Source organism: uncultured Salinibacterium sp. (assembly GCF_963974405.1).
In the GTDB taxonomy this organism is placed as follows: Bacteria; Actinomycetota; Actinomycetes; order Actinomycetales; family Microbacteriaceae; genus Rhodoglobus.
Genome location: NZ_CAXBBH010000001.1, coordinates 922507 through 939870 on the forward strand (window position 1 = coordinate 922507; position 17364 = coordinate 939870).

Sequence of the window (17364 nt, forward strand, 5' to 3'; positions counted from 1 at the left end):
ACAATCATGACTTCCGTCCTCTATACAGGAGGCGCTGGCCGCATGGGCCGCGTGATTCGAGAAGGACTCGCGGGGAACTATGAACGCGTGGTCCTCTACGTGCGAAGCGAACCGGTCGAACACCTCTTCGCACACGAAGAGGTCGTCGTTGGTGACCTCAGCGATCTGGAAGCCCTGACCGCGGCTGCCCAAGGCATCGACGTGATCGTGCACCTTGGAGCTGTCGCGGACGAAGCGTCATTCGAACGCATCCGCGAAGCCAACATTGACGGCACATACAACGTCTACGAGGCAGCGCGCCGCGCGGGAGTGCGCCGTATCGTGTTTGCCAGTTCTAACCACATCATCGGGTTTCACCCCGCTTCCGAACGTCTCGACGAGAGCGCTTCGATTCGCCCAGACTCCTACTACGGCGTTTCGAAAGCGTTTGGCGAGGCACTGGCGAGTCTGTACTACGACAAGTGGGGAGTGGAATCGGTGTTATTGCGCATCGGAACGTTCCGTCCCGAGCCTGAAGATGTGCGCCAACTTGCGCTGTGGTTGAGCTGGCGAGACGGCATTGAACTGACTCGCTGCGCGATCGAAAACGGTCCTGTGGGCTGCCAGGTTGTTTATGGTGTTTCGGCAAACGACGATGCCTGGTGGGATGCTCAGGCCGGTTGGGCGGCGATCGGATTCACCCCGCAAGACAATGCGGCGGAGCACGCGCAGGACGTCGACTTTGACGTTCCTGCCCCCCAGTATCACGGCGGTGCGTTCACCGCCTCCGAGTACCAAGGAGGAATCTGGTGAGCGAAAACACCACGTCTCACGATGTCATAATCACTACCGCGTTCCTCAAACCGGGCGACGAGGTAGACACATTGCTGCGTGGTGCCGGACTGACGACGCGCCACGAGCCGAACCTTGCTGCCTATTCTGAGGTAGACCGCCGTGCGATCTTGGCCTCTACGCGCGCCATCATCGCGGGAACTCAGCCACTGACAGCGAACGATCTTGCCAGCGCTCCGAATCTGCAGATCGTCGTACGAACGGGTGTCGGGTACGACAGCGTTGACGTCGAAGCAGCAACGATTCAAGGTGTTCCAGTCTGTGTCACGGCGGGCGCTAATCGTCAGGCCGTTGCCGAACACGTTTTCGCCCTCATGCTGGGTGTTGCCCGTCGTGTTCCCGAGAACGTCACCAACCTGCGAGCAGGGACCTGGCAGCAGCTCACGGGCCGCGAGCTCCGTGGCGCGACGTTGGGAGTGTTGGGTCTCGGATCCATCGGCAAGGCCGTGGCCACGATTGCCGCAGGTTTCGGCATGAAGGTCATCGCCTACGACCCGTACTTCGACGAAGAATTCGCTTCAGCACACAATATTGCCCGCGCGGAGCTTGACGACGTTCTATCGCAGGCCGATTTCGTGACGCTGCATCTGTTTCTCGATGACTCGACACGAAACCTCATCAATGCGGAGCGCTTGCGTTCTATGAAGAACGATGCGGTTCTGGTTAACACGGCTCGTGGCGGCATTGTTGATGAAGCGGCCGTTGTCGACGCTGTTCGCGCCGGTGTGATTGGCGGCGCAGCTCTGGACGTTTTCGAGCAGGAACCCTTGCCTGCAGACAGTGCGCTTCTGCACACGCCTGGAATCCTCGCCACCACTCATGTCGCGGGTGCAACTCGTGAAGCTCGTGGCGAGTCTGGTCGCATGGCGGCAGCCAACGTGATCAGCGTTCTCGCTGGGGGCGACGCACAATTCGTCGTGAATCCGGCATACCGAGAAGACGTCGCATGATCATCCAGACATCGGGTGGGCAGCTCCGGCTGGCAGCCAACCTCAAATGGATGTACACCGAGTTGCCCTTCGAAGCACGTTTTGACGCGGCTGCGGCCGCAGGTTTCACGGGGGTCGAATTTGCATCCCCCTACGAATTCCCTGCTGAGCGTGTGCGAGAGTTGCTTGATAACGCGGGCCTTACGCAGGTGCTGATTAACACCCCCGGTGGTCCCGCGGGTTCCGCTACTGCTATGGGAACAGCGTTTGTGCCATCCGCTCAGACCGCTTTCCGTGAGGGTGTCGAGCGCGCACTCCACTATGCAGGGGTCCTCGGCAGCCCTATCGTTCACGTGATGGCTGGCCTTCGGCCCCCGGATGCGGACCCGCAGCTCGCCTTTGCGACATATGTCACCAACATTGGCTGGGCTGCAGCGCAGGCTCGCGCGGCTGGCGTTCACATCGTGCTCGAAGCGATCAACAAGCGCGAGCAGCCAACCTATGGCTTGGCTTCGATGGAGACGGCGGCTGCGGTAGCTGAAGCCGTTGACTCCGGCACGGTGGGTGTGCTGTTCGACGTCTACCACGCACAGGCGGACCGCGGCAACGTTATTGAGCGGTTCGAGCGGCTTGCCCCGCTGGTCAAGCACGTGCAGATTGCGGATAATCCCGGCCGAGGCGAGCCCGGAACGGGGGAGATTGCGTACGAGCAGGTGCTTGCACGGATTGCCGCCAGCGGCTATTCCGGATGGATTGGTTGTGAGTATGGTCCCGTCGGCGACACTGACGAAGGACTCGATTGGATCGAAAGGATTACCCGGTGAACGCCGTGAAAATTGCCCTGATTAGTGCGACACCGCTGGCCATTGCTCCGGCAGCAGCTGCGGTGAGCGCAGCAATTCCGAATAGCACGGTGTGGAATCTTCTTGACGACCGTCTGCTTTCCGATCTGAAGCTACAGGGGGAGATCAACGCACCACTCGCTGCTCGCATGGACGTTCTGATCGAGTCCGCCCTCGCGGGCGGTGCGGACGGGATCTTGCTGACGTGCTCCCAATACGGCGTGCGCGCCGACTACCGTGACCGCGCGACCGACGGCGTTGCCGTGTTTTCCGCCGACGGACCGCTTTTCGAAGACACTGTAGCGCTCTCACCCGCGAGCGTTCTCCTCTTAGCGTCTCTGGAGTCAGCGGCCGAAGACAGCACAGCGCGCCTTAGTGCTGCCTTTACGGCTGCAGGCGCAGCGCCATCCATCCACTCCATCGTGGTGCCCGCCGCGGCTAAACCTCTCGCCGTTGCGGAGCTAGCCGCCCACCTGGGCGGGGCTATTTCTGAGGTGAGCGAGCCCTACGACGTCGTCGTGCTCGCTCAATATTCACTCGCTCCTGCGGCCGAGGCGCTTCGTGACCAGATCACCGTGCCGGTCCTCGACGGTCCGAGTGCTGCCGCTTCGCGCTTGCGTGCTGTGATCGAGGGATCACTACGATGATTGGTGTCATCGCTGATGATGTGACGGGTGCAACTGATGTAGCTGCGGCCCTCAGCCGCGAGGGCCTGCGAACGCTGCTTACCCTTAGCGCAGAAACCCCCGTCACGGGAGATGCTGACGCGATCGTGACTGGCCTGAAGACCCGCTCGATCCCGGTGGCTGACGCCGTAGCGACGAGCCTGGCGGCGCTACGCACATTGCAGGATGCTGGCGCCACGCGCTTTTACTTCAAGTACTGCTCGACGTTCGATTCAACGGATGAGGGGAACATCGGGCCCGTCACAGAGGCGCTCGCTCAGGCTCTGGGCGTATCAACGGTCGTGACGACCCCTGCGGCCCCCATCCACGGGCGCACCGTGAATGACGGGAATCTGTACGTCTTTAATGTTCCGTTGCATGAGACCCACATGGCGCACCATCCGGTCACGCCGATGCGTGACTCAAACCTCGTGACGCTGCTCACGCCACAGGTGCAGGGCACTGTCGCGACGCTGCCGCTTTCTGCAGTGCACGGTGGCGCGGCTGTCGCACGCGCCTCGATCACCGCAGCCGAGAGCGCAGGTGTGGCACAGGTGATCGCAGATGCGGTTGACGCTACCGATCTCGACGCAATCGCCGAAGCTATAGACACCGCAGTGCTGACAGCCGGATCTGCCGGTCTCATCGGTGCAATTGCCAGGCGTCAGCTCGCATCCGGTCGCACAATTTCCGCACCGCCCGCCGGACGCACCGCGATCATCGCGGGAAGCTGTTCGCGACGCACTCTTGAGCAGATTGCCGCGTTTCAGGCATCCGGCGGATACTCGCACCACGTCGTTGCAGAACCAGGCCAGACCGCATCGGACCTGGCTGAAGCAGCCTTGACGTGGTGGGATGAACAGCCCGCAGAAAAGTCAGCGTTGATTTACTCGTCAAGTTCGGCCGAAGAACGCAATGACGAACTTCCAGCGGCCGGTGAGCTGTATGAACAAGTGGCAGGGATCGTCGCCCACGGACTGGCGCGCCGTGGTGTTCAACGCATGCTCGTCGCCGGCGGTGAGACCTCGGGTGCAGTGATCCGTGAACTAGGAACCACCGTTGCTGTTGTGGGGGAGGAGGCCGCCGTAGGCGCGCCTTGGATTCATGACGTGACCCATGGCGTGCACCTCGTGCTGAAGTCAGGGAACTTTGGCGACATCGACATGTTCAACTCTGTCGCAGGAAGTGCAAGCCATGACTGACCTACGTAAAACTGTCGAACGAGTCGCACACTCGATCCACAGGCGCGGGCTCACTCACGGTCGTACGGGCAATCTGGCGGTACGCGAAGGAGATCGCATTCTGGTGACGCCGACAGGTGTGAGCCTGGCCGATGTCTCAAGCACCGATCTGTCTGTGCTCGATGGTGAGGGCCGTCATCTCGAAGGTCCTCCACCGACAAAAGAGGCGTTTTTGCACGTTGCCGTGCTTCGGGCTCGACCGTCGGCGCACGCAATCGTGCATACGCACTCGGTGCACGCTGCTGCGCTATCCTGCCTGGCCGATCTTGACCACGATGACGCGTTGCCACCGCTCACCGCGTACTACGGCATGCGCGTCGCGCCACTGCAGGTCCTGCCGTACTTTGCGCCAGGTGATAAGGCTGCGACCCGTGCCGTCCAGCGAGCTGCCACGCGCTCGCACGCACTGTTGTTACGCAACCATGGGCCAGTCATTGCCGGCGTTGACCTCGACTCCGCGTTGGATGCGCTCGAAGAACTCGAACACACCGCGCAGATCTTCTTCCTCACGTCAGGAATGCGCACCGCACCCCTGACGACGCAACACCTCGCTGCCCTGCAGCCTCAGCCCCCTCAGGAGCCCAAAGCATGATCACGCTGTACAGCGGACTCGTCGTTCGACAGCCGCTCGTTGAAGAACTTATTCCAGCGTTTGAAGCCGCTACGGGTGATCGCATCGTGGCAACGTTTGAGCCGACCGCCGTGCTGCTCGACAAGATTGCAGGCGGCGAGCGTCCGGATCTGTTTTTGGGTGTTTCAGCCTCCGCGCATGATCTGGCAGCTCAGGGCATTCTCGAGGAGAAAACCATTTCAGACATCGCAGTCTCAGCCGTCGGGTTCGCGCGGCTGACTGATGCACCGGCGCCTTCTTCAGATACCGAAGAGGCGTTTCTTCAGTATCTTTGCGACTGTAGAGTCGCCTACACGCTCTCTGGCGCCAGCGGTATTCATTTCATGAAAGTGCTTCGCGAACGCAATCTGCTCGACACTATCGACGAGCGTGCCGTGCGCTTCCCCGCAGGACTGACCGCAGAAGCCGTGGTCGACGGTCGTGCAGACGTTGCCATCCAGCAGGTGTCGGAGTTGCGCTCCGTGAGAGGTGCGCACGTAGTGGCTCCGATTCCGCACGCGCTGCAGTCATACGGTCGCTTCGCGATCGGCGTTGGCGTGTCTGCACCTGAATCCGCCCTCGCATTCGCGGCGACGCTTACCGAAGCGCGCGCGCAAGCGGCATTCGCGAGCGTTGGACTCAGCGCACCGTAAAAGCTCACGCTCACAACCTGCTGCGCAGACGCAGCGGAAAGTTAGGAATCATGACGAAGAGAAAAGTGATTATCGACACCGACACGGGTGTAGATGACGCACTGGCAATCATGCTGCTTGCAGCGGAACCCGACGTGGAGATCCTTGCGGTGGTGAGCGTCTTCGGAAACTGCACGGGCGAACGCGCAGCAGACAATGCGCGATACGTGCTCGACACCTGCGGGCGCAGTGACGTTCCCGTCTACCGCGGAAGCGATGTTCCCGTGAAGCAAGAGCTGCGCCTGAACCCTGGCATTCACGGCGAAGACGGGTTCGGGAACACCGGTTTGCGCCCCGCGGTCTCCGTTGCGACCGAGCCCAGCGGCGTTGACGTAGTGCTCGAACTTGTGCGCCAACATCCCGGTGAGATCGACTATCTCGCTATTGGCCCGCAGACGAACCTTGCTCGCGCGTTAGAGAGTGAACCTGATCTGCTGACGAAGCTACGCAGCACCGTGATCGTTGGCACGCTGGGGCCCGCGCTTTACCGCGACACCGAACCGTGGGCTGATCGCCGCTTTAGAGTGTCGCGTGATCCCAACGTGACGTTTGATATCGACGCCGCTGAATCTGTCGCCGCTCACGAGGGCGATGTGACATGGTGCGGCCCCTATGTGACGCGCCAGGCGCTCGTGCCCGAGAACTTCTTCCTCGAGATCGCGGAGTCCACGGGCTACGCACCCGCCAACCTGATCACGAAGATCAGTGCGGACTACGCAGGATTTTACAGCCGCTCATACCCGCAGCCAGGGGACGAGCGCGTCATGGGTATCAACGACAGCATGGCCGTCGCTGCACTCCTGCGACCTGATCTGATCACGGCATCCGTGCAGCGCCCGTTACAGACGTTCCAAGATCCAGCGACGGGGGACCGCTACCTTGCCGGTGTACACCCCGTCGAAGATGAGACGCGACCCCTGCACCGCGTTGTGGTGGACATGAACTTTGACGGCGTTCTGCACATGATCGGTGAAGCCCTGCGCAAACCCCTTCCTTGGCGTTGAGGAGTAACGAGAAGGCCCCCAGAATTCAGCTTGAGTTCAGGGGGCCTTTTCGTTGCGTCTTCAATCGTCGTAGGAGCGAGCGCGTATCCACGGCATAGGCAGGAGCTCGATGGGTTCCGCCGCTGCGACGACACCGTCTCCCGCGTCGATGAGGACGCGTAGATCCTGACCAAACTTCGGAATCAGTTCACGGCACACCCCGCACGGATTGATGACGCGCGGAACATCGTCACCCCCGAGCCCGACAGAAACGATCGTGGTGATGGCTTCGTCGCCGCCAATTTTCGCGTTGGCGACCGCGCTGCTTTCTGCGCACACCTTGACGCGCGGGGTGGCGAGACTCACGCCGAGATATACGGCTCCCGAGATACCGCGTGCAGCGGCGGCAACCCGAACGGCGGCAGGATCGTGCACGCGCGACAGGAGCGCCGTGGCGGCCTCGATGAGTTCCGCGTCTGTAGCACGAAGGTCTTGAGTCATAGTCGTACCTTTCTAAACGTCCGGGAGAAACACAAAGCCTTCGACCGTGTCTAAAATCTACGGCCGAAGGCTCTTTCTGGTGGCTGCGCTCACGGCGTGCAGTCGTCCGTCGCTCTAGTTCTTGCTCCCGAAAGCGGTGACGGATTCGACGAGCGCGTCTGCAACAGCTGCCGCGTCAATGTCTAGCAACACATCAACATTGGGGACTCCGCCCCAGCGGTCAACCATCTGCACGACCGTCTGTCCGCGAGTGTGCTTACCTTCGAGTTCCACATCGACGCGCAGGTGCCGCATCTGGAACCAATCCGGGTTGATGGCGTATGCAACACACGGGACATCGTTCAGGTGCATGCCTTCGACCTTCCACTCGGGCATCTCAGTAGTGTCCTGGTGCCGGTCGGGGTAGCCGATCATTTCGCACAGGGCTCGGCCCATAGGCGAACCCGATGTCCACAGTGTCTCCACTCTTTCGGGGGTGACTGAGAATTTGCGGCATACGTCAAGACCGACCTGTGTGAGCTTGGCGCCAGACTGCACGACGATTTCGGCAGCTTCGGGGTCATTGAAGATGTTTGCGCTGGCAACAGGAGAGGCATTGCCCCACGTGATAGCGGCTCCACCCATGTAAATGATACGGCGCACGTTCTCAGCAAACTTCGGCTCTAACGAGATCGCGAGAGCGACGTTCGTGAGCGGTGCGAGCGCCATGATACTGATCTCGCCCGGGTTCGACATGACGAGCTCGATCATGTTCTGCACTGCCTCGGTCGGGCCATCGGTCCCGGGAGCTGGATCAGGGTACTCCCAGTACCCAACCCCGCTGGGGCGGTGAATGTGCTCGGCGAAGTTTGGCTCACCTACGAGAGGGCGGGGCGCGCCAGCCCAAATCGGCAGGTCGGAGCGACCCGACAGGTGCGTGATCTTACGTGCGTTAGCGGTTGCCTTCTGAACGTTCACGTTCCCGAAGACGGTAGTGAGCGCCTCGACATGGAACTTGTCCGTTGCGAGTGCCCAGAAAAGTGCGCCGGCGTCGTCGATGCCGGGATCAGTGTCGATGATGAATCGTTCCATGGTTCCGTACTTTCTAGGGTGCTTGTATCTGTGGGGAACCTCTGCGCGGTACGGCCGACGTTGCCGACGGCACCGCGCAGAGAGTTGGACTACTTACCGACGAAGATGCCGTTGCGCTTCTTCGCCGCGAGGTACAGAACGACGCTGATTGCGCACAGGGCGGCGATGTATATCGGGAACATCCAGAACGTGCCCTCGCCCTGCAGCCACAGCAAAAGATACGAAGCGGTGCCACCGAACAGTGCAACACCTACGCCGTAGCCGAGGCCGAGGCCCGTGCCGCGAATGTGTTGGGGCAGTAGCGAGTTGGATACCGTGACGAAGATCGTCATGTTGAGAAGCAACACGATTGCGCCGCCGAACATGACCCCTGCGAAAGTTCCGATGCCGGGCTGGGTGTAGAGCAACGACAGGAAGATTGTCGGAATTGCCAGGACGCGAGCAACGACGAAAACCTTCGACATCGCAAAGCGGTCAAGAAACTTACTGAGGAACAGTGCGCCAAGAGTCATGAAGACTCCGAAGCCGGTGGTGATGCCGAAAACGGCGGCCGGGTCTTCCTGGAAAGCAGCACGCGCGAGGTTGGGTAGTCCGGCGATCCACGTGTAGTTATAGGCCTGGATGGCACCGACGATGAAGACAGTCGCCAGAACGCTCAGCCAGTACTTGCGTACGTCGCTCCATACGGAGGGGAGCTGCTTCTTCACAGCCTTCGCTTCGCGTGCGCCGTCGATGTTGAGCGTCTCGGGCAGCGTGGTGCGCAGCCACAATACGATGAGCCCGAAGAGGCCGCCGATGATGAACGGAATGCGCCATCCCCACTCTGCGAGGTTGTCACCCACGAGCAGCTGTGTGAGGAAAAAGATCGACAGTGGTGCGAGCAAGTTTCCGAGGTTGTTGAAAAATCCGAAGAAGCCGGAGACATATCCGGGCCGGTTTGGAACCAATTCGAGCGCGTAGGCGGTGCCGAGGGGCGCCTCAACGCCGGCAGAAAGACCCTGCAGCATACGCATGGCGACGACTATGATCGGCGCAGCGACACCGATGGTCGCATAGCCAGGCAAGACGCCGATGACAAAGCTGCCAAAGGCAACGGCTGTGATGGCGAAGATCATGATCTTGCGGCGGCCGGCTTTGTCGGCGATAGACCCGAAAATGACGCCTCCAATGGGCCGAGCGATGAATCCAACCGCGAAGACGGCCAGTGCATTCAGCGTCGATGCGAGAGCGCTGTCTGCGGGGAAGAAGGCGGCCCCAAGGTACGAAGAGAGCAGCCCGAAGATTGCCCAGTCGTACCATTCGAGGGCGTGGCCCCAGCTGAGGGCGCGAAGGTGCTTACGTTCGGTTTTGCTGGCTTTGCCTGTCAACTGTGTTGACGAGGGCGCCGCGACGTCTTGTACGTGCATGGAGCTCCTTTGCTCAACTCTCCCGGAGGATAGTCCTCTACATCTGCGAACGCCTCGGATCGGGCGGCAGGTCTCACATCACTATAGTATAGCGCGAGCTATTTTGTGCACTCGCCTTCCATCGCAGGGTAGCGACGGCGAAACTTCCCGCAGTTTCGCCCGCAGGAGCCCATTTCTTTCAATTGCATCGGCGACCCGGTTCGGTTTCGTGTCGCCGAAACGATGCCGGCCGTTGCGGGCTCATCGCGGGGATTCCTTGGGTGCAGGCGGAGGTTTTCTTGGCGACCGAGATCGCGCACGCGGTTAGGGCTCCGTGACGCGACATATTTTTGTGCCCCGTTTGCGAATTGTGCCCGTACGGCGAGGATCACTCCGCGCCCCGTTCGGGGCTCATATGTACCCCTGTATTGTAATTCCCGTACCCCATTTGCCAGTTTTGGCACTATAAATGGGGGGCAAAACACCCTCATTCGGGAGTCACGTACGGCGGGTGCGGGCTGCCAAGCTTCATATGACGCCATTGCATCGGTGTCAGTCCGAACCCGACCGGACGAATGTCGGCTGCAATGGGGAAATTGATGAACTTAAGACTGTCGCCGCGCCGTGCTCGTTTCATCGCATTGGCAACATCGGTTGCAGCGCTCGGGGCGCTCGTTGTCGCGGTTCCTCAATCAGCGGTGGGCGGCCCTTCAGTGGTCTCCCAGACGTTCACCTACACGGGTAGCCTCGCCACCTTCACGGTGCCATCGGGAATCTCAGCTCTGACAGTCACTGTTACTGGAGGCCAGGGTGGTAACGGTGGTTCAGACGCGACGCCCGCCCCGCCCGCGGGTGGATACCGTGGTGTCGTCACGGGAACTATCGCAGTAACCCCCAACCAAGTGCTCACTATTGGGGTTGGCAACGGTGGTGCAACCGGCGCCAGTCGAGTTAGCGCAAGCACTGCGCGCGCGGCCGGAGGCGCTAGCCCTATCGCGGGTGAGTTTGCCGGAGGTGCGGGGGGACAAGCGGGTGCAAACGGATCGTCTGGTGCTGGTGGCGCCGGTGGTGCCGCATCCGTCATCAAGGTCGGCGACGATGTCGTAGTCGCCGGCGGCGGTGGTGGAAACGGCGGAAGCGGTCAGTTCGCTCCGACTCAGGGGCGGACCGCGACGGCCACTTACGCCGGGCGCTCAGACAGCACAAGCACGGTGGGCCAAAAGGGTATCAACGCCAACGATGCCTGCCTGCAGACTTCGTGCAGCAACAACGACGGTGGTGGTTCGGGCGGTGGCGGTGGCGGTGCTCAAGGTGGTGCCGCAGGCCAAATCGAATTCGGCGCCGGAACCTCGAACGAATGGTATGGCTTCGGTGGTTCGGTGGGGCAGAACTCGACAGCGTCTCTCTCCGGGCTCAGTTCCTCCTACGAGTACTACTCCACCAACGGTGGTGCCGGATCCGTAGTGATCTCGTACACGACCGGACCCCCGGCAGCTCCGACTGAAGTCCGCGGCACAGCCGGAAATGGTGCCGTCAAGGTTTTCTGGGTGGCACCGGTCGACAGCGGACAGTCCATAATCAGCAACTACCTCGCGCAGTACAGCACCGATGGGGGCGCCACTTGGAGCACCGCAGTTGACCTCGGCACAGCAGAAAATTCAGCGACTGTTAGCGGACTGAGTAACGGCACTGCCTACCGCTTCCGTGTTGCTGCGGTGAACTCAGCAGGCACGGGGAGCTATTCAGATCCTTCGGCGGCAGTAACTCCGCTCAGCCCGCCGACCGCGCCCACCATCACGACAGTTACCGCGCAAGACGGAGCGCTCAAGCTCGCTCTGACACCACCGAGTTCGGGTGCTCCCGTGACGGGATACGACTACCGCGTCGATGATGGTTCGTGGGTCTCAGTAGCATCGCCATCAACCTCGATAACGATCCCAGGACTCATCAACGGAACGACCTACTCGGTTGAGGTTCGGGCCTCAAGTGCCGTAGGTGCCGGTGAAACTTCCGAACCGGCCGACGGTACGCCGTTGGCGGTGCCCGGCGCCCCTACGATTAGCTCGTTGGCGATCGCGGATGGTGCGCTCTCGGTCGCATTCACCCCAGGATTCAGCGGCGGTGGGCCCATTACGTCCTACGAATATCAGCTTGACGAAGGCAGCTGGGTGACCGCTAGCGGTACCTCTAGCCCGATCGTAATCAGCGGCCTCGAGGAAGGAACCGCATATTCCGTTGCTTTGCGCGCTGTGAACTCCGTTGGCGCAGGAGCTTCATCGGAGCCAGCAGCAGCGACCACTCCGGCGCTGCCGGGCGCTCCGATTATCGATGCTGTCACAGCGGGAGATTCTTCTGCTCAAGTGAGCTTTGCGCCGAGCAGCACGGGCGGCTCACCGATCGAGGAATATGAGTACCAGGTCAATTCGTCAGGAGGATGGGTCTCCGTTCCTGGCTCGTCAAGCCCTTTATTGATAACCGGATTGACTAATGGCGAGAGCTACGATGTGCGAATTCGTGCCATCAACGCGGTCGGTACTGGCTCCGCATCTGAGGCAGCGGCAGTTACACCAGCTACCGTGCCAAGTGCTCCAGCGATCGTCGGCGATACTGTTGCCGGAAGCGACGCGACTCTGACCGCTGCGTTCACTGCACCATCCAGCAACGGCGGCTCGGCCATCACCACCTATGAGTACTCAACGGATGCGGGCGCCACGTGGCGCACCAGAACTGACGGAGGCAGCACGGCCAGCCCCGTCATCATCGAAACTCTCTCAAGCGACGGAAGCACCCCGCTGTCGAACGGTGTGACGTATTACGTTGAGTTGCGTGCCGTCAACGCGATCGGTGCGGGAACTGCCTCAGCAGTAGCGAGCGGAATTGCGCAAACTTCGCCTAGTGCGCCGCTGGTTACGAAAGTTGCTGCCTCTAACGGCGCACTCGCTGTTAGCTTCACCGCGGGCTCCAACGGTGGCGCCGCAATCACCTCGTACGAGTACAGCATCAATGAGGGAAGCGACTGGGTTTCCACCGGTACCCTTGGCACCTCGTTTGTCATCAGCGGCCTGAGCAACGGCACAAGCTATCCCGTTCAGGTGAGAGCGGTGAACTCTGTTGGTGCTGGAGAGAGCTCAGCGGCAGTAGCGGGCAAGCCAGTCGGGCTCCCCGGTCAGGCGGCTATTGGCGGAGTTGTTCGAAGCAACCAGACGCTTACGGCATCCGTCAGCCTCACCGACAACGGCGGATCACCGGTCACCGCATGGCAATACTCCACGGATGCTGGAGCAACCTGGTCGACCGCGTCCGGAACCTCGAGCCCGTTGACTCTCACAACGATCTCCTCGGACGGCGCCACGCGTCTCGCTAATGGAACCGGGTATGCACTCCAAGTACGCGCCGTCACAGCCGTGGGAACTGGTCCGGCTTCTCCGACAACAATTGTTGCTCCTGCTTCAGCCCCTGCCGCGCCCTCCATCGCGGTCACCGCGGGCAACACAGTCGTCGGCGTCGTATTTGCTCTCGGCACGGATGGCGGTTCACCGGTAACCCAGCTCGAATACAGCCTCGATGCTGGAGATAACTGGGTGTCAGCCGGAACGCTGTCGAGCCCCGTGACGATCAGCGGACTCACCAACGGTACTGAGTACAACATTCAGCTTCGTGCGGTTAACGCGATTGGTAACGGGACACCCTCCGTGACAGCCCAAGCAACACCACGCACCATTCCTGGTTCGCCCCGCACAGTCGTCGCTGTCTCGAATTCAGCTTCAGCCGACGTCACATGGGCCGCCCCAGCGTTCAATGGTGGGGCGCCCATTACCGGTTACACGGTCTCGGCGTACACAAGCAACACGAGCACGACACCGGTATCGAGCTGCACGACTACAGGCGCAACTCTCTGCTCAATTGCGGGCCTGACAAACGGCACCCAGTACTACGTTGAGGTAACTGCAACGAATGCTGCGGGAACTGGAGCTGAATCAACTCCCCGTGTTCTGGTTACTCCGCTTGCACGTCCCGCGGCTCCCACGCTTAATACCCTGACTGCAGGAGACGGCACTATCTCCGCAGCGTTCAGTGCGGGAAGCGCTGGCGATCGCGCGATTTCTGGCTACCACTACTCCGTCGATGGAGGAACCAGCTGGACGTCGGTGAGCAGCACGAGCAGCCCTATTCTCATCAGCGGACTCACCAACGGCACCACCTACACCGTCGCGGTGCGAGCTGTCAGTGCCGCAGGCGTAGGAGCTTCTTCAAACACCAAGCAGTCAACTCCTTTCACCTATCCTTCCGCGCCGGAGACCTCCACGATTATCGCGAACGGCGGCAACGGGCAGATTGCGGTGAGTTGGGACGCAGCGAACCTCAACGGTGGCAGCTTGCTCAACTACACCGCGACCGCGTTCACAGGTCTCACGAGCGGATCGACCTCCGCGACCTGCACCACCACGGGGTTGAGCTGTGTGATTACGGGACTGACTAACGGCACCACCTACTACGTGTCCTTGCAGACTCAAAACACCGCAAACATGTACAGCGTGCGATCCGCGCCTCGCGTTCCCGCGACCCCGTCACTAGCACCCGGCGTCTCCACGAGTGTCACAGCGACAGCCGGCGACGCTAGTGCGACCGTCGTGTGGGATGCCCCGATGAGCACAGGAGCGAGCGCAATCACCTCGTATGACGTCTGGTGCTCGGTCGATGGCGGTTCGTACGCGAAGTGCGCCACCACCAGCTCGACCTCCGCTACCCTCCTGGAGCTTACGAATGGGGCGAGCTACGCCTTCACGGTGTACGCGAACAACTCGAACGGAACCGGCCCAGTAAGCGCTGCATCGAACTCCGTTACCCCTCTCGCCGCCGGAGCCGCTCCGACCTTCTCGGGAGTGACGTCGACCGGCACCGGGTTCACCGCAACCATTGCTAACTACGATGCAACAGCGAGCTACTCGGCTACCGCAACCAACGGTGCGAACGTCACCGTAAGCGGTTCGGGAATCACAGTAACGGGACTGAGCAACGGCGAAAGTTCACGAGTGACCGTCACCGTGAAGAAATCGACATCAACCGATGCGACTGCGTCGTTCGATGGCGCCTCGCTGCTGTCTGGCGTCAAGCCCACGTTCTCTGATTATGTCGCAACCGCTGTTGGCTTCACTTTCAGCATCTCCAACTACGACGCCGATTCCACGTACACGCTCACGGTCGATAACGGCGCGACAGTTACACGCACCGGCGCCGACGTGACCGTGACCGGACTCACCATTGGTGACAGTGCTTCTGTCACCGCTGTAGTCGACAAGAGTGGAGCGAGCCAAGCATCCGCGATCAACCGTGGTGCTGCCATGGTTTCCGGAACGGCGCCGACCTTCAGCGACCTCGTTTCTACCCGCACCGGTTATGAAGTCACGATCGCAAACTACGACTCCACCCTTGAGTACATCGTCGGAGCAACGGGGGGAGCGACAGTGACTCGGAGTGGCGCAACCGTTACCGTCACAGGACTCGTCGATGGGGCATCCGCTGATCTCACGATCACCGCAACTGAGCCAGGCGTCAGCATCGCCGCAGCAACAACGACGGGTGCCGCGCTCCATACCGGAACCGTCCCAGTATTGAACACGCCCACTCGCACTAATGACGGCTTCACATTCACCGTGAAGAACTTTGACGCGCGCAACACCTACGTGCTCTCGTCGACCAGTGGATCGGTCTCCATGTCCGGAGCAACAGTGACGGTGGCGGGTCTCAAGCCTGGAATTGCCGCAACTGTGACCGTGGTGGCCGAACGAGATGGCTACACCACCCACGATGCCACTCAGCGTGGAGTCTCTATCAATGCCGGTGTCGCGCCGACTCTGTCGAGCGCTGTCGCCATCAACGGCGGCTTCGTGTTTACGATCACGAATTACTCCTCAGCGTTCACCTACGTGTTGTCGACATCAGAAGGCACCATTTCGCGCACCGGCAACCAAGTCACAGTCAGCGGCCTGACTCCGGGCGCAACTGCTATCGCTCAGTTGACAGCGACACAGAGCGGCTACCAGGTGGCCAGTGCCCGCATATCTGGAGCCGCGGTAGTGCCAGCCCCAGTGTTCGAAGAGAGTTCATCGGGCGCAGAGACCAAAGCGCCTACGGGTTCCTCGGGCGCAGTCGTATCAACCGAGGGCAAGTCCACGGCACCAAGCGCGCCGACGATGCTTGCGCCGTTGCGTGAATCACAGGCGGGGAAAGCCGCGGTAACGTCTGGCGGCAGCACTGTCTCCTCGACACTGAGTTCCACGGGGAACACCGTGAAACTCAGCTCATCGAATGGCCTCGTTCTGCGCGTAGCTGCAAAGCAAGACGGTGAGATTATGCCTCTCGCTGCCGACGGAGTCGTAGAAGTCAAGCGCTCCGGCGAGCTGTGGGTAACTGTTTCTGGACTATCCCCGCAATCGACAATGCAGTACTGGAGCTTGGGCAACAAGTCCGAACTTGCACAGTCTCGGGCAGATGCCTCGGGCACAACAGCGACCGGCGTTATGCTCCCCGGCACGTTGAGTGCTGGCGAACACACCCTGGTAGTTACCGGGGTGGACTCCGCTGGCGAGCCGGTGACGATGCAGATCGGAATCCGAGTGCTTGACGCAGAGAACGCCTCGTCAACAACATCACTCATGAGCTCGTGGTGGGTTGGTTGGAGTGCTGCGGGAGTTCTTCTCCTGTTGCTCTCGCTGTTCTTCTGGTTCGTGCTTGCCCGGCGCCGACGTCGCGAAGAAGAAGAGGAAGTTGCCTAGAGTGACAAACGCTCAGCGCCTTGCGTTTACCTGAGGGTTACCGGGCAGTTAAGTTCGTTGCCTAGCATCGACAGCAACATGAGCGAGTTGAGATGGCGCGGCACAGCGACGGGAGAGTTTCCGTTGATTGCTTCCGTGCAAGAACACGCCATGCTTGATGACGCACTGCAGAGCGACGTCGCGCGCATTAACCTGCTCGTCGGTGATATCAATTCCCTTGCGGGAATGGTGTCACGCATCCACAGCGCCGGAAAAAGCGCGCACGTGCACCTCGAGCTCGTTGGCGGCATCAGTCGCGATGGGGCTGCCGTGCAGTTTCTTGCCGAGCACGTCAAAGTAGACGGCGTAATCACGACCAAGAGTGCTGCCGTGGCAGCGGCCCGAAAACTCGGCATTGCGTCGGTGCAGCGCTTCTTTGCCGTTGACACGCACGCTGTCGAGAACGCAATGCGCCAAGTGCATGCAAGTCGTCCTACTGAGGTCGAAGTGATGCCTGGCCTTATGCCGCGGGTAATTCGCGATCTTCGCGCCAGCATCCAACAACCTCTCATCGTCGGCGGACTTATCCGAAACCCCGATGAAATCGATGCCGTGCTTGACTGCGGCGCTGACTATGTTTCTACCGGAAACCCCGCACTGTGGCGGCGTCGACGGTCCCGAATTCACACGCGTGTCGCATAAGCCCGACACTTTCTGAGACGAATAAACCCGTCTCTCGCACAATCCGCACCTCCCACAACTCAATACACACCCCAGGGCAGAGTCACTAGAGAGCACCCGGAGGGTCATCACGATCAACGCGCGCGGCGAATGCTGCGTCGAGCGTCGAACGCGATGA

Annotated in this window: 13 protein-coding genes; 10 read left to right on the forward strand and 3 right to left on the reverse strand. The window is 60.8% G+C overall.

Going from position 1 to position 17364, the window contains the following annotated elements:
* Positions 1 to 6: 6 nt before the first annotated feature.
* From AACZ26_RS04555 to AACZ26_RS04590, 8 genes are read left to right on the forward strand one after another with little or no spacing between them, the layout of a single operon-like run.
* The gene (locus AACZ26_RS04555; RefSeq protein WP_339619465.1) at positions 7 to 792 is read left to right on the forward strand and encodes an NAD(P)-dependent oxidoreductase; all 786 of its coding nucleotides are present in this window, start codon (positions 7 to 9) and stop codon (positions 790 to 792) included.
* The gene (locus AACZ26_RS04560; protein WP_339619467.1) at positions 789 to 1781 is read left to right on the forward strand and encodes a phosphoglycerate dehydrogenase; all 993 of its coding nucleotides are present in this window, start codon (positions 789 to 791) and stop codon (positions 1779 to 1781) included. The genes AACZ26_RS04555 and AACZ26_RS04560 overlap by 4 nt, the downstream gene beginning before the upstream one ends.
* The gene (locus tag AACZ26_RS04565; RefSeq protein ID WP_339619468.1) at positions 1778 to 2584 is read left to right on the forward strand and encodes a TIM barrel protein; all 807 of its coding nucleotides are present in this window, start codon (positions 1778 to 1780) and stop codon (positions 2582 to 2584) included. The genes AACZ26_RS04560 and AACZ26_RS04565 overlap by 4 nt, the downstream gene beginning before the upstream one ends.
* Positions 2581 to 3249 carry a hypothetical protein gene (locus AACZ26_RS04570; protein ID WP_339619470.1) on the forward strand — a complete coding sequence of 223 codons (669 nt, stop codon included), beginning with the start codon at positions 2581 to 2583 and terminating at the stop codon, positions 3247 to 3249. Before AACZ26_RS04565 ends, AACZ26_RS04570 begins: the two co-directional genes overlap by 4 nt.
* Positions 3246 to 4469 carry a 3-oxo-tetronate kinase gene (gene otnK / locus AACZ26_RS04575; RefSeq protein WP_339619472.1) on the forward strand — a complete coding sequence of 408 codons (1224 nt, stop codon included), beginning with the start codon at positions 3246 to 3248 and terminating at the stop codon, positions 4467 to 4469. The genes AACZ26_RS04570 and otnK overlap by 4 nt, the downstream gene beginning before the upstream one ends.
* Positions 4462 to 5100 carry a class II aldolase/adducin family protein gene (locus AACZ26_RS04580; RefSeq protein WP_339619474.1) on the forward strand — a complete coding sequence of 213 codons (639 nt, stop codon included), beginning with the start codon at positions 4462 to 4464 and terminating at the stop codon, positions 5098 to 5100. Before otnK ends, AACZ26_RS04580 begins: the two co-directional genes overlap by 8 nt.
* Positions 5097 to 5771 (forward strand): substrate-binding domain-containing protein, encoded by a 675-nt coding sequence (locus AACZ26_RS04585; RefSeq protein WP_339619476.1) that lies wholly within the window; start codon positions 5097 to 5099, stop codon positions 5769 to 5771. The genes AACZ26_RS04580 and AACZ26_RS04585 overlap by 4 nt, the downstream gene beginning before the upstream one ends.
* A 50-nt stretch (positions 5772 to 5821) precedes the next feature.
* Positions 5822 to 6814, forward strand: a complete 993-nt coding sequence (locus tag AACZ26_RS04590) for a nucleoside hydrolase (protein ID WP_339619478.1) — start codon at positions 5822 to 5824, stop codon at positions 6812 to 6814.
* Positions 6815 to 6874: 60 nt separating this feature from the next.
* Here AACZ26_RS04590 and AACZ26_RS04595 read toward each other — a convergent pair whose 3' ends face one another.
* The 3 genes from AACZ26_RS04595 to AACZ26_RS04605 all read right to left on the reverse strand — a co-directional run bounded on the left by AACZ26_RS04595 (position 6875) and on the right by AACZ26_RS04605 (position 9771).
* A complete protein-coding gene (locus AACZ26_RS04595) occupies positions 6875 to 7294 on the reverse strand; it encodes a hypothetical protein (RefSeq protein ID WP_339619480.1) in 420 nt (139 codons plus the stop codon).
* 114 nt (positions 7295 to 7408) lie between these two features.
* Entirely contained in the window at positions 7409 to 8365 is a 957-nt protein-coding gene (locus tag AACZ26_RS04600) for a nucleoside hydrolase (RefSeq protein WP_339619482.1), read from the reverse strand.
* An 89-nt stretch (positions 8366 to 8454) separates the two neighbouring features.
* Positions 8455 to 9771 carry an MFS transporter gene (locus AACZ26_RS04605; RefSeq protein ID WP_339619484.1) on the reverse strand — a complete coding sequence of 439 codons (1317 nt, stop codon included), beginning with the start codon at positions 9769 to 9771 and terminating at the stop codon, positions 8455 to 8457.
* 578 nt (positions 9772 to 10349) lie between these two features.
* On the opposite strand from AACZ26_RS04605, the gene AACZ26_RS04610 reads away from it, so the two are divergent.
* Positions 10350 to 16526 (forward strand): fibronectin type III domain-containing protein, encoded by a 6177-nt coding sequence (locus AACZ26_RS04610; protein WP_339619486.1) that lies wholly within the window; start codon positions 10350 to 10352, stop codon positions 16524 to 16526.
* A gap of 78 nt (positions 16527 to 16604) precedes the next feature.
* Entirely contained in the window at positions 16605 to 17207 is a 603-nt protein-coding gene (locus tag AACZ26_RS04615; RefSeq protein ID WP_339619488.1) for a glycerol-3-phosphate responsive antiterminator, read from the forward strand.
* The last annotated feature ends 157 nt before the right edge of the window (positions 17208 to 17364 follow it).

Coding starts and splice junctions, on each gene's coding strand:
- AACZ26_RS04555 (WP_339619465.1), top strand. CDS start 7: ATGACTTCCGTCCTCTATACAGGAGGCGCTGGCCGCATGGGCCGCGTG.
- AACZ26_RS04565 (WP_339619468.1), top strand. CDS start 1,778: ATGATCATCCAGACATCGGGTGGGCAGCTCCGGCTGGCAGCCAACCTC.
- otnK (WP_339619472.1), top strand. CDS start 3,246: ATGATTGGTGTCATCGCTGATGATGTGACGGGTGCAACTGATGTAGCT.
- AACZ26_RS04580 (WP_339619474.1), top strand. CDS start 4,462: ATGACTGACCTACGTAAAACTGTCGAACGAGTCGCACACTCGATCCAC.
- AACZ26_RS04585 (WP_339619476.1), top strand. CDS start 5,097: ATGATCACGCTGTACAGCGGACTCGTCGTTCGACAGCCGCTCGTTGAA.
- AACZ26_RS04590 (WP_339619478.1), top strand. CDS start 5,822: ATGACGAAGAGAAAAGTGATTATCGACACCGACACGGGTGTAGATGAC.
- AACZ26_RS04595 (WP_339619480.1), bottom strand. CDS start 7,294: ATGACTCAAGACCTTCGTGCTACAGACGCGGAACTCATCGAGGCCGCC.
- AACZ26_RS04600 (WP_339619482.1), bottom strand. CDS start 8,365: ATGGAACGATTCATCATCGACACTGATCCCGGCATCGACGACGCCGGC.
- AACZ26_RS04605 (WP_339619484.1), bottom strand. CDS start 9,771: ATGCACGTACAAGACGTCGCGGCGCCCTCGTCAACACAGTTGACAGGC.
- AACZ26_RS04610 (WP_339619486.1), top strand. CDS start 10,350: ATGAACTTAAGACTGTCGCCGCGCCGTGCTCGTTTCATCGCATTGGCA.
- AACZ26_RS04615 (WP_339619488.1), top strand. CDS start 16,605: ATGAGCGAGTTGAGATGGCGCGGCACAGCGACGGGAGAGTTTCCGTTG.